General features: G+C 60.7%; 13 protein-coding genes, 2 pseudogenes and 1 riboswitch (1 of these 16 cut by a window edge). Of the genes and pseudogenes, 9 read left to right on the plus strand and 6 right to left on the minus strand.

Annotation, left to right across the window (positions count from 1 at the left end; genetic code table 11):
* On the plus strand, positions 1–1,469 hold the 3' portion of the coding sequence (locus tag B384_RS21490) for a recombinase family protein (protein WP_443110855.1). 19 nt of this gene lie to the left of the window's left edge; only the last 1,469 of its 1,488 coding nucleotides appear in the window; its start codon lies off the left edge, out of view; the stop codon is at positions 1,467–1,469.
* Positions 1,470–1,651: 182 nt separating this feature from the next.
* Here B384_RS21490 and B384_RS0107975 read toward each other — a convergent pair whose 3' ends face one another.
* The 4 genes from B384_RS0107975 to B384_RS0107990 all read right to left on the minus strand — a co-directional run bounded on the left by B384_RS0107975 (position 1,652) and on the right by B384_RS0107990 (position 4,784).
* On the minus strand, positions 1,652–2,674 hold the full coding sequence (locus B384_RS0107975) for an alpha/beta hydrolase family protein (RefSeq protein ID WP_019482591.1): 1,023 nt from the start codon (positions 2,672–2,674) through the stop codon (positions 1,652–1,654).
* A 155-nt stretch (positions 2,675–2,829) separates the two neighbouring features.
* Positions 2,830–3,831, minus strand: coding sequence for a DUF6545 domain-containing protein (locus B384_RS0107980; RefSeq protein ID WP_019482592.1), 1,002 nt, complete (start codon positions 3,829–3,831; stop codon positions 2,830–2,832).
* Positions 3,828–4,292 (minus strand): ImmA/IrrE family metallo-endopeptidase, encoded by a 465-nt coding sequence (locus B384_RS0107985; protein ID WP_035766752.1) that lies wholly within the window; start codon positions 4,290–4,292, stop codon positions 3,828–3,830. Before B384_RS0107985 ends, B384_RS0107980 begins: the two co-directional genes overlap by 4 nt.
* 66 nt (positions 4,293–4,358) lie before the next feature.
* Complete coding sequence (locus B384_RS0107990) at positions 4,359–4,784, minus strand: hypothetical protein (RefSeq protein ID WP_019482594.1); 426 nt, start codon at positions 4,782–4,784, stop codon at positions 4,359–4,361.
* 341 nt (positions 4,785–5,125) lie between these two features.
* Here B384_RS0107990 and B384_RS20545 point away from each other — a divergent pair, with 341 nt between their 5' ends.
* From B384_RS20545 to B384_RS21070, 5 genes and pseudogenes are all read left to right on the plus strand, one after another.
* Entirely contained in the window at positions 5,126–5,269 is a 144-nt protein-coding gene (locus B384_RS20545) for a hypothetical protein (protein WP_019482595.1), read from the plus strand.
* 11 nt (positions 5,270–5,280) lie between these two features.
* The gene (locus B384_RS0108000; protein ID WP_019482596.1) at positions 5,281–6,135 is read left to right on the plus strand and encodes a hypothetical protein; all 855 of its coding nucleotides are present in this window, start codon (positions 5,281–5,283) and stop codon (positions 6,133–6,135) included.
* On the plus strand, positions 6,135–7,151 hold the full coding sequence (locus tag B384_RS18275; protein WP_019482597.1) for a ParB N-terminal domain-containing protein: 1,017 nt from the start codon (positions 6,135–6,137) through the stop codon (positions 7,149–7,151). The genes B384_RS0108000 and B384_RS18275 overlap by 1 nt, the downstream gene beginning before the upstream one ends.
* A 334-nt stretch (positions 7,152–7,485) precedes the next feature.
* Positions 7,486–7,813, plus strand: a pseudogene (locus B384_RS20105) (heavy metal translocating P-type ATPase); the annotation flags it as partial.
* A complete protein-coding gene (locus B384_RS21070; protein ID WP_237715264.1) occupies positions 7,809–8,111 on the plus strand; it encodes a WD40/YVTN/BNR-like repeat-containing protein in 303 nt (100 codons plus the stop codon). The pseudogene B384_RS20105 and the gene B384_RS21070, both read left to right, overlap by 5 nt.
* Positions 8,112–8,139: 28 nt before the next feature.
* On the opposite strand, the gene B384_RS0108020 is transcribed toward B384_RS21070, so the two are convergent.
* A complete protein-coding gene (locus B384_RS0108020; RefSeq protein WP_026041042.1) occupies positions 8,140–8,706 on the minus strand; it encodes a TetR/AcrR family transcriptional regulator in 567 nt (188 codons plus the stop codon).
* An 89-nt stretch (positions 8,707–8,795) separates the two neighbouring features.
* Here B384_RS0108020 and B384_RS18285 point away from each other — a divergent pair, with 89 nt between their 5' ends.
* The gene (locus B384_RS18285; protein WP_019482601.1) at positions 8,796–9,020 is read left to right on the plus strand and encodes a hypothetical protein; all 225 of its coding nucleotides are present in this window, start codon (positions 8,796–8,798) and stop codon (positions 9,018–9,020) included.
* A 2-nt stretch (positions 9,021–9,022) separates the two neighbouring features.
* The gene (locus tag B384_RS0108030; protein WP_035766754.1) at positions 9,023–9,619 is read left to right on the plus strand and encodes a hypothetical protein; all 597 of its coding nucleotides are present in this window, start codon (positions 9,023–9,025) and stop codon (positions 9,617–9,619) included.
* A 99-nt stretch (positions 9,620–9,718) separates the two neighbouring features.
* Here B384_RS0108030 and B384_RS0108035 read toward each other — a convergent pair whose 3' ends face one another.
* A complete protein-coding gene (locus tag B384_RS0108035) occupies positions 9,719–10,129 on the minus strand; it encodes a metal-sensitive transcriptional regulator (RefSeq protein ID WP_019482603.1) in 411 nt (136 codons plus the stop codon).
* Positions 10,130–10,445: 316 nt separating this feature from the next.
* Positions 10,446–10,660, plus strand: a riboswitch (cyclic di-AMP (ydaO/yuaA leader).
* 4 nt (positions 10,661–10,664) lie between these two features.
* Here B384_RS0108035 and B384_RS0108040 point away from each other — a divergent pair.
* Positions 10,665–10,860, plus strand: a pseudogene (locus B384_RS0108040) (C40 family peptidase); the annotation flags it as partial.

The raw sequence follows: 10,860 nt of genomic DNA on the forward strand, positions 1-10,860 counted from the left end.
CCCCGCCCCTCTACGCAACCGGTGATTACACCTTCGATAGTCTGGCTGAAACCCTGTTCGACCGTGGACTGGATTCCAAACCGACCGCCCGCCGACCTTCCAAAGCCGTAGCGCCAAGTTACTTCGGGCGGATTCTCCGCGATAAGTACTACGTGGGGATAGTCACCTACAGTGGCGCCGAGTATCCCGGACGTCATGAACTGCTGGTGTCCGAATCAACATTCACGGCGGTTCAGGAACTGCTTGACAGTCGCGGAGCAGCTGGCGAGCGTCGGCGCCTGCACCATCACTATCTGAAGGGCACGCTGTACTGCAACAGCTGCCACCAACGTGACATCGTCCACCGCATGGTCATCGCTAGATCACTTGGTCGCAGCGGCAACGAGTACTTATACTTTTTCTGTGCTGGTCGCACCACCAACGACTGCAAAAGCCGCTACATCAACACGTTGCGGGTAGAGCGAGCGGTCGCCGACCAGTACGCCCGCATTCAGTTGTCCCCCGCGTTCGTCCAAACAGCCCGAACGGCGATCCGAACGGCCTTGGACAAAAAAGCAGTCGCGGACCGCCAACTTCAAGCCCAGCTCAAGGAGACCCTCGCCGTCCTGTCAGCGAAAGAAGAGAACCTTCTTGACCTAGCCGCCGACGGCACGATTGCGCGTGCGAAGGTGCGCACCAGGTTGACCGACATCGAACGCCAGCGCGAGCGTGTTACAAAACAGCTCTCGACCGTCACCAGCGATCTCGCGGTCGGTGTCAAAAATCTGGAGGCGTTCCTGGACCTGCTCAGCAACCTTGGTGAACTATATGAGCGCGCGGACGACGAACAGCGGCGTAACCTCAACCAGGCGATGTTCAAAAAAATCCTTGTCGAAGATGACGAAGTAACCGCCGAGTTCGCTGAGCCCGTCGCCTCGATTCTCGCTTCCCACGAAGGCTATCTCGCACTCGCATGCGGCAAGACCGCCGAGGAAGCCATTCACGCTGCGAAAGCGTTCCATGCCGCGCACACGGCCCAAGACAAAAGAGCCACCCCTTCGGGCGGCTCTTCATGGTTATCCGTTGAAGACCTTTGCCAAGGCATTTTTCAGGTCGATGTTTCGAATAAGACCACTATGGTGGACTTCGGAAATCACTGGTCGCAGGTGCTCGATGGCACGCAGACCGTCGGAGATGCCACCGTAGCTGACGAACCCCACCGGTTTGGTCTGCCATTCCTCGTAGGACCAGTCGATAGCGTTCTTCAGGGACGCCGGGGAGCTGTGATTGTACTCCGGCGTGACGACAACGAAGGCGTCCGCGGCATGCAGGCGTTGGGATACCGAGAACACTTCGGCAGGCATGTGCTCACGACAGCAGGCGATTCACGGCGATACACAATGGCTGGACACGGCCGCAGCGTATCCGCGGCGTCAATTCATTACCATCACGAGGAGCCCGAACTCTGGCCCGAATATCCCAGAAGATGATCGCCCGGTAGCCGACGTTCGAAGAGAGCGGAACCGGCATTGGCAGCCAGATCGTGGATCTAACAACGTAGTCCGCAGTGAACTGCGATGTCGTTAACCGATGTAACCACTCGTCGCTTTAGCCCTCCATCTCCGCTCGTGCGGGCCAACGTTCCGAGTGATACAGACCAGAGCTGTACTGCTTAAATCGGCTTGTAGGGGCGTGGAAGATCCCACCCGTCGTCAGCGCTAACGTGTGTTGAGAGCCACGTCGTGACCGTGGATCGCCAGCGTTCGGGGTCAGAGTTCCATGCCAGTGTGTGGCCAGCTTTGAAGGTTTTGAGCTCGACGAGGTCGGGACGCAGGTCGCGAAGCTCCTGCGAGACGCGAATTGGAGCGGAGTCATCTCGGTTCCCGTGAATGATCAGTATGGGCACAGCGAGTTCTGCTGCGCGTGCGACCCAACTGAGATCCCGCAACGGGATCGCCGTTGGCAGACCCATCATCTGAGACATTGGGCGCAGCGTGAGCCACGGAACGGCAAGGATTCCTGTTGCAGCGGGCAGCCCGCTGCGAACGCAATTCGCATTAATCGTCGCGACCCAGTCGAGCACCGGAGACTCCAGGACAACCCCAGCGATCAGGCTTTGGTAGCGTGCACTGCCGACGAGTTGCAGCGCGATTGCGGCACCCATCGACCATCCGAAAAGAATAATCCGATGTGCTCCGTGCCGCACTGCATAATGCACGGCAGCTTCGGCATCCTCAGCTTCCGCGAATCCAAGCGATGACCGGCCAGAGCCGACCTTCGGCCCCTCTCCATCGTTCCGATAACTGATGACGAGTGACGTGTAGCCCAGATCGGTCGCGACCTGCACACCACGCAGTGTGCCAGCTCGGGCACTCCCCAAGCCATGAATGTGGACCGCCCAAGTCGGGCGGGCGTCCTTGCCTTCCACAAGCCAGGCCGGCGCACTCCCCACGGCGGTATCGAACGCGACTTCCCGCATGGGAAGGCTTGCATCAGTCGGGCTCGCGAAGTAGATACCGCTCCATGAGGCGCGCGCTCCAATCGTCAGGGAGGAGTCTGGAGAGGAGTTTGTTACGCGCCGTGCGATCCGGTCCGATCCTCGGGCGAGGATTTCGTCGGAGAGTTGAGCCCAGCCGCCATTTTCGAACCATAGGTTGTAGATGCCATCCGCGACTGTCTGGAGCGTTCGGTCCAAGACGATTAGGCGACTATCGCCGTCGCGCTCCACGTCACGAACGACAAGATCAAATTGCCGTAGGCCCGCGGATGCCGTCAACCGCCGAGCAATGACGCAACCTAGCCCTAACCCAGACGCTGTTAGGAACGCCGCACTCACGGCCAGCGCGCGTGTCATGCGCGCCCCCGTTCGGGTCCTTGGCGAGTCGAAGTGGAGTCGGTTACGCCCAGGAGGTGTCCCTCAGCCCGCTCCAGCAGGGCGCGGTCGTGTTTGGTCACCCCAAAATGGATGCGCGGATCGATCATGGCATCGCGGATCTCGACAACCTCTCGATGCAGCCGCGTCTCAAGGTTTTTCATGCTGGAGGCAGAGGCTTCCGTCTGGCTCAATCCGGGCCTAACGACCGTCGCCCGACGCCACATCGGATCCAGCTGCCTTACCAAACTAGCGGTTCTGACGCTCCGTGCACGGCCTTGCGCGTAGCGGACGGCTGGTTGCCCAGCCAAGCCGGTGCACAGGAAAACGAACGTTAGCAAGTAGAGGGGACCGTACGACGTGCCGGCTGCATCCATCAGATCGAGGTCGCCAACGACGTGCGCGACATCCATGATGAGCACGACTAAGCACAGTGCGACTCCACAAGTCGACCCGAGAAGCAGTAGAAGCATGGGGATGCGATAAGCCCCATCGCTGAGGCGATACTGACGCCCCGCGAGGATCCCCATCGCTGCGACCACGATTCCGCAGTAGGTAAAGACGACCATCGAGTAGGTGGCCGCCGCTGGCTGGGCTCCGAGGTCGATCATGAATATTGTCGTCGTCGACCCTCGGTCGATGAGCAGAAAAGTGACCGCGATCCCGAGGAGCGAGATGAGGAGCGCCGGAAGACCCAAGGCAACGCGCACCAGTCCAGGGCGATACTCTCCAGCCTTCATGATCCCTCGTGCGAGGAAAAAGAGCCCGATCATCAACGCGCCATCCGCGAGAAGTGTTGCGATATTTGTCGCCCCAAGCACCGCATCGACGGCGGTGTAGATTGAGGACACGTTGAGGGTCATCGCGATGGAAATGGTCAGTGCGGCGTAGGTGATGCTGCGCTCTGTGCGCCTGCGACGTAGGACGAGAAGGCTCGCCACGAGTAGCCACATGAGTGCCGCGACGAGCGTCTGGATCATCCGAAGATCTCCGAGTAGCGAGATTCCGCGAATGCCGATCCTCTGATCGCGGCGGCGAGTTGATCGGCCAGGTACTCGGCAGCGATCTCGCTGTCGGAATCGAGATCTTGCCGTCTGAGCAAAAGCCCGCGTGTGTGTGGTGGTATGTCGGGGAGCAGAACCTCTTCAACCAAGCATTCGCCACCCTCGCCGTGGCCAAGGAACATATGAGCGAACTCATGGAGGACGAACTGCTGGCGATGCAGCACCGAGTCGCTGTGAGCGTGGAGGACGAGATCTTCGGACTCTGTGATCAGCCACACAGCACAGAGACCGTCGCGGTCGCCGAGATCCGAGAGTTCGACGACACGTAGAGTGCGCTGCCTACGATCTTGCATCGCTCCGACCAAGTCATCGAACGTAAAAACGCTGCCCAGCGCGAGGGCGGCTAGGGCCGTCGACACGGTCTGTTCGGTGTTCACGGTGTAGTCGCCCTCCTCCGGAGCATATGTCGATGTCCGCTCCGTGTAGAGAGACATCGTTACCGCTCAGGTGCGTGTCATTTCCTCATCCAGGAACCTACTGATCGCCTGGAGCGCCTTCGGCGAAATATCCCCCAGCGTGCGGGCCGCGTATGACTTCACTTTGGCCGCTCGCATCGCACGGACGAGGTCCAACTGCGCGCTCACTTTGGCGGGAATCGCCGCGCTATCTTTCCCCACTAGGAAGGCCACGTCCACGTCGAAGAACGCTGCCAAACCCTCGAATACCGCGAAGTCCTGCACGTACCTGTGGCCGTTCACCATGTACGTCCACCGGGACCTCGACAGGCTAATTCCGCGCTGACCGAGGTAGGCCGCAATCTGTGAGTAGGTCGGCTCGGAGCCTTCTGATTCGGCGATTGCGACGTCCAACAGGAGCCGCAGACGCTTCGCGAGGTCCTGCGCTGCTGCCTTGTTCTCGTCTTCGGTCATTTTCGTTGATCATCCGTTCCGTCGGGTCAGGCAGGGCATCGACGTTGGGTTTGTTCCAAACAGGGTATTGAGAATGCTCAATATAGCCGTTGGGCATGCTCAAATCAAGGGTTGCGCATGCCCAAAACTGGTGTTACAACAGAACCCTACAAAACTTTGAGCATGCTCAACGAGAACCATCGAATTGCGCAGCTCTGTCCGGAAGGGCTGCTATCGCCGCGCTTCCATCCAAGGAGGTAACGGTGCCCGGCGCGAACACAATGCCCGACTGCGAAGTCCAAGTCCGATGCGCTGACGGTTTCGTCATGGCAGTCGCCACACAGCGGAGGTGGAGGGCCAGTATGAATGCTGACAAGGATGTTATCCGGCACTCCGAAGCGTTCGGCAGCGACGTCGCCAAGGCCACCGGCACACCGGATGCGATTGAGGTTTCGGCTCCCGACAAGGCCGCATCGGGGAACGGGCGCGAACCTGCCTGCCGGTAGATGCCACCATCATGACAACCACGACGAGGCGAGCGGAAGCCGCCGAAGAGTTCACCACCAGCGAGGGACTGCGCGCGATCCTCAACCGACTCCGCACCGCAGGCACGCATGCGTGGCAATACGACTGCGTTGCCGCCGACCTCGTCGCATACACGGCTCACAAATACGCGGCCCTCGCTCGCAAGCACGGTCTCGACCCCTGGGAGGCGGCGAGCGCCGCGTTCGAGGTAATGCGCTTCGAATCTACGCGAGCCGCGAACGATCCGTGGGCGGTGATCACGCATGCGGTGCGCATCACCTGCATCGCTGAGGAGCGGGCGCGAGGTTTGCTTTGCTCCACGCACCAAGCGCGTCGCCCGCATGTCTCCGTGTTTCACGATCCTGAGCGCATCTCTGATCGTGAGACTCCGCTGTCGGACTACCACCCCGCGTTCCAAGTGACCGAGGAGCACGGCGCCAGCGGGCAAGCCGAGGACACCGGTGAGACGGGCTCCGAAGGATCGGCGCTCGCCGCTGTCGAAGACTGCGTAGCTTTGATCACGGGCCTTGGGTGGCCGCCCGAAACCGCGCGCACCTCGGTCGAGCACGTGTGCGCTGCGCTTGCGAAAGCCGGGTCCCGGGCATCCGCCTATGAGTCGCTGCGACACGACAAGCATGCGCGGGCATTCCTCGATCTCCCAGCCGACTCGTGGTCGACGCTGCTCAAGGCTCTGCTTGGTAATCCGCATCCGGCGCTCCGTGCGACCGCCGTGGGGCGGGGTGTGCTGTTGCGACTGGTGATTGGCGAGACAGTGCAATCGATTCTGCGAGATGACCATCTTGTGCTGTCCATCGTTGTGACCGCACCGATCCGAGGCGGTGAATGATGGGCGGCGCACAAGGCCATATCGAACTCGATCGTGCGGTCTCTTCCATCCAGGTCGGCATTCGTCATCGCGCCGACCTCGGGGATGTCGACGCTCTCGGTGCCTCCATCGAGCGTGATGGACTTTTGCAACCAATCACCGTCACTCCCGACGGGGTACTCGTATGTGGCGCCCGGCGGTTGGCGGCGATCAAAAACCTCGGCTGGACAACAGTTAAGGTATGGGTGCGATCAGGCATCTCGGGGCAACTCGCGCATCTCCTTGCGGAGCAGGATGACAATGTGTTCCACAAACCGCTCACGCAATTGGAGAACGCCTCGCTCTACAGCGAGATCAAGAAAGTCATGGCCGAGGACGCCGCCAGACGTCAGGAAGCGACGCGTTTCAGCAGCGAGCACCAGCCGAGCAATGACGGCACCGCAAATTTTGCGCGGCCGTCGTCGCTGGTTGGTGAAGCTCGCAAGCAAGCAGCGACAATGATCCCGGGCGGCGCCTCTCACACAACGCTGGAGAAGATTACGTGGCTCCAAAAAATGGCCGTCGACTTCTCTCAGCCGGAATTGGTACGCGCACAGGCTGCCGGCGAGCTGGAGCTGATTCAGGCGGGTGGGCCAGTACATCCGACGTACACGCGGATGCGGAATTTCACCAACGCAATCGTTACGAACCGGGTCAATGACATTGCGCGACTCTCCGAGGAAGCCCTTACACGAGCCAAAGGCACGCAGAAGCTCTCGAAGAACCAGCATCGGCCCACGGTGCGCACCGAGAGAGTGACACCGGAGCGCTGGCGTCCGAGCGCGTTCTCTCGAACGTGGCGGGAATTCAATGGATGGTGGGCGCATTTCGAACCGGCCGAACTCGCGGAGCAACTCAGCGACGCCGAGATAAAGGAGTTCCTCAGCGTCGTCGACGAAGCCATCCGGTTTGCCGACCTGATTCGGGCCGCCGTCAAAGAGTCAACCGTAACCGACAGCGAGTTGAGCGACCAAGGTCCGAAGCTCCGGCTGCTCTGACGTTCCTTGGCAGCTGCGCAACTGGTGTGCATGAATTTTTCGCTGGAATACCCGCGATGACCGCTGGCTCATCGCTCCCATTGCTGCAGTACGCCGATGCGCTCCGACCGAGCTACCGCAACATTTCGGAAGAAGACCGAGCACATATCGGACAGTTTGTCTTCGATCACGCGGCGGCGGTCTGCTCTTCCTCGTCGATCATTTTGCCCCAACGTGCCGCGCCGGGTTTGGTGGAGCCAGCGGCGTTTCAGTCCGTGTTGATGTATATACACGAACCTCACCTATGTAGCTCCAGGCGACCTGTGCGACATCGGCGTCCTCGCGGGTAGGTGCAAAGGCCGCCGAGCTGCAGTCACGCGGACTGAATGTAGCGATGGTCGGCGACGGCGTGAACGACGCCCTGGTCCTGGCCCGGTCAGAGGTTGGTATCGCGATCTGTGCCGGCACCTATGTCGCGATGGAATCCGCCGATGTCGTGCTGGCCGGGAACGATCTGCGATAAATCCTGGCTATGATCGACGTGTCCGGGGCCAGTTAGCGGAAAATGATCCAGAACCTTGTCTGGGCCACCGGGTGCAACGTGCTCGCTGTCCTGCTGGCGGCCGGCGTACTGGCCTTTGCCGGTTTTGTGCTCTCACCCGCGGCGGGTGCGGTACTGTGCAACGCTCCACCGACAACGGCGCAACCTGGACAGCCGTGCCCGGAGCGCCACTACTTATGCTCACGTCCCTCTCCGAGGGAAAGGCCACCGGAATCACACCCGATGGCCGGGTTTACACCAGCAGCAACGCTGGTCTGACCTGGGTCGAGCAGGGGACCGTTCCCGGGCAGACAGCCGCGATCGCAGCCCACACGATCGACGACTCCATGCTGCGGATCTGGGTTGCGACCGGGGACAGCGTCCAGGTATCCAACGATAATGGTCAGACGTTCACGGACATCAGGTCGAATCACCAGTAGCGGTGGAGAACCTGCAAGGGTCGGTGCTTTAGCGGTAGATCCCGCTGACGGTGAGCTCCACGAGCACTGGAACAGTGTCCCGTGAGGAAAGTGAATTGGCGGCACCTACGGCATGGATGCAGTAGCGGGCAAGATCTGCCGGGTCCATGGCCACGTCCGCGGCCCCGTCCGGGAGATCTGCCCTGATGAGGTCCGCGATGAAGGCTTCAAGGTGTTTGTGGGCATGGTCGATATGGGTGCCGTGGTGGAGGGCTGGAGAGGATGCGTCGTGGACCTGCTTGTCGAAGAGCATCAGGGCATAGGCCTCGAGGACGGCCTGCAACTGTCGTCCAGTGCCGGCCGTCTCAGAGCGGATCTTCTCTAACGCGGCCAAATGTTCACTGATTTGCCGCTTATGCCAGGCACCGAGCAGCACCTCGACGTCCGGGAAGTATTTATAAAGCGTTGCCCGGGTGATCCCTGCCCGTTCCGCGACCCGGGTCATGGAGACGCCGCGTATGCCTATCTCTGCAATAAGGGCAGCCGCAGCGTCCAAAGCGGCCGCCCGAACCGCGTGACGGTGCTCTTGAGCAGTGTTGGTCCAGAGCTTCGGCATACCACCAATGTACTGGCCGCCACCACGCCACACCCTGTTTTTCTATACAGTCTGTATAGTAAAGTCGAGCGACAGAAAGAATCCCGGATATGTCCAATGAATCCGATCGCGAACCGAAGGGATTAAACCCAGCCGCACAGGAGCGCTCCGGGGTTCCCCGGTGGGTGAAAATCTTCGCCCTCACCGCCTTAGCTGTCGTGGTAATTTTGGTCGTCGTGATGTTCCTCGGTGGGGAACACGGTCCCGGCATGCACTCGTCCCGGGGGAGCTCACAGCAAGCTACCCCGGGTTTTGCAGAGAGCATCCTGTTGTGATCATGCCGCCCCGGCTGCGCAAGGCGGCGCTGGTGGCTCACGTCGCTTCCTCCGTAGGGTGGCTCGGTGCCGTGGCAGCATTCCTCAGCCTGGCCATCACCGCGTACAACACCGCGGATGAATGGACCATGCGCGCCGCCTACACGACCATGGAAATCATCGGCTGGACCGCACTCCTTCCCTTGAGTGTTCTGACACTCCTTACCGGGGTCATCCAGGCGATCGGAACACCGTGGGGCCTTATCAGGCACTACTGGGTGCTCATCAAACTGCTGATCACCGTCGTAGCCACGGCAGTGCTCCTGCTGTATATGGAAACCCTCTCCGTCCTCGCTGGCGCAGCGGCACAGCAAGCACCCGGCGGCATTGCTTCCGACATCCTGCCGAACTTTTCACCCATCCTTCATTCCGCCGCCGCACTGCTCGTCCTTTTCGCCGCGCTGGGACTCTCGATCTATAAACCACGCGGGCTCACCGGGCTGGGAACACCCAAGCGCAAACCCGCAGACGCACCAGAAATTAGAACTACGCTACGCGTAAAATCGTCACCGCCTGCACAGGCTGGACGGAAGGACCTCCAACGATTCCAAGACGGCTGACGACGGCCTGCTCAGATCCGGTTTTGTGTGGTCGCCAGCATTACGGCCCTCCTCCAGGTATGCGGCAACTCCTGTAGGGCAGCGAGGTGATGGGAAAGGTTAGCGCAGGAGCCGGCTGATCGCCTGGGTCGCTTCCTTGACCTTCGCATCGACAGCATCAGAGGAGCCGTTTGATCCAGCTTCCTGGGCCGCGTCGACGACGCAGTGTTGCAAATGGTTTTCCAGCAGCCCCAGACTGACGGCATGCATGGCACTGTTCACCGCCGCGACCTGGGTAAGGATGTCGATGCAGTATCTGTCCTCTTCGACCATCCGCGCAATTCCGCGAACCTGTCCTTCGATGCGCTTCAAACGCCGCAGGTAGGCACCCTTGTCCGTGGAATAACCGTGCACTGTGGGCATGGGCACCGGTTGATCAGCTATTGAAGAACCTGACTTGGGGGACCCGGCGGCGGAAGCCGCCCCGGAAGTGCCTTCAGTCTTGCTTCGAGTTCCGGCTCCGGCGCTCACGATTCTTTCCTTTCATTACCAACCGATGCACCCGGGGCGTGCCGGGATGAGATCGTTGGTGCATTCCACAACTGCGCGCTTCACGCAGCCACCTCTAGTATTAGCGATGCCGCGGCCTCTCTGGAACGCCTGGGCAGCTAATTAGTTCCATTCACCGGTCGTGGATGCGTAACCTGCGGTGTGTCGTACGGATCCGCAGCGCAACGTTACCTTAACGTGACTTAAATACCACAGTGGGGTATTCTCATGGAGTGTTCACGGCACCCCGCCGAGATCATTTTCCCGCGCAGAATGCCGAGCCCTGCCGCTGCACCGGGATCCGTTCGTACAATCCAGATGGCAGGGACGGGGGAACCACGTTTCCACCGGGCCACCGCACGCGGTGACCCTCGGGGTTAAGTCGATCTGACTATCCAGTGCTAGACCTGCAGCATCGTTCGCGATGGCAGGCGTAGCCCATAGGTAGAGGACGGCCGGGTGACTCCCATCCGAACCCGACAGCTCACCCCGCAGGCATGGGAGAGGCAAAAGAACCATGTCACGTACGCCCATTTCAGCGCGCCACCGCGCCACCCCCACCCACTCAATCGCCCTAGCGGGACTGGCCCACACAGCCAAGACCAACGCGGTAAACGCGGGCAAGCCTGCCATCATCGTCGCCACCGCAGGCGGTCTCATGTTCGCTGCAGGAGCACCCGCCCAGGCTGGTACCTACGCCGAAAGCACCGCCG

It is taken from the genome of Arthrobacter sp. TB 23 (assembly GCF_000294595.1).
Taxonomy (GTDB): domain Bacteria; phylum Actinomycetota; class Actinomycetes; order Actinomycetales; family Micrococcaceae; genus Arthrobacter_D.

What these genes read in the sequence shown, in the direction of transcription:
- B384_RS0107980 (WP_019482592.1), bottom strand. Translation starts at nt 3,831, where the DNA reads ATGATCCAGACGCTCGTCGCGGCACTCATGTGGCTACTCGTGGCGAGC.
- B384_RS0107990 (WP_019482594.1), bottom strand. Translation starts at nt 4,784, where the DNA reads ATGACCGAAGACGAGAACAAGGCAGCAGCGCAGGACCTCGCGAAGCGT.
- B384_RS20545 (WP_019482595.1), top strand. Translation starts at nt 5,126, where the DNA reads ATGAATGCTGACAAGGATGTTATCCGGCACTCCGAAGCGTTCGGCAGC.
- B384_RS0108000 (WP_019482596.1), top strand. Translation starts at nt 5,281, where the DNA reads ATGACAACCACGACGAGGCGAGCGGAAGCCGCCGAAGAGTTCACCACC.
- B384_RS18275 (WP_019482597.1), top strand. Translation starts at nt 6,135, where the DNA reads ATGGGCGGCGCACAAGGCCATATCGAACTCGATCGTGCGGTCTCTTCC.
- B384_RS0108020 (WP_026041042.1), bottom strand. Translation starts at nt 8,706, where the DNA reads ATGCCGAAGCTCTGGACCAACACTGCTCAAGAGCACCGTCACGCGGTT.
- B384_RS18285 (WP_019482601.1), top strand. Translation starts at nt 8,796, where the DNA reads ATGTCCAATGAATCCGATCGCGAACCGAAGGGATTAAACCCAGCCGCA.
- B384_RS0108030 (WP_035766754.1), top strand. Translation starts at nt 9,023, where the DNA reads ATGCCGCCCCGGCTGCGCAAGGCGGCGCTGGTGGCTCACGTCGCTTCC.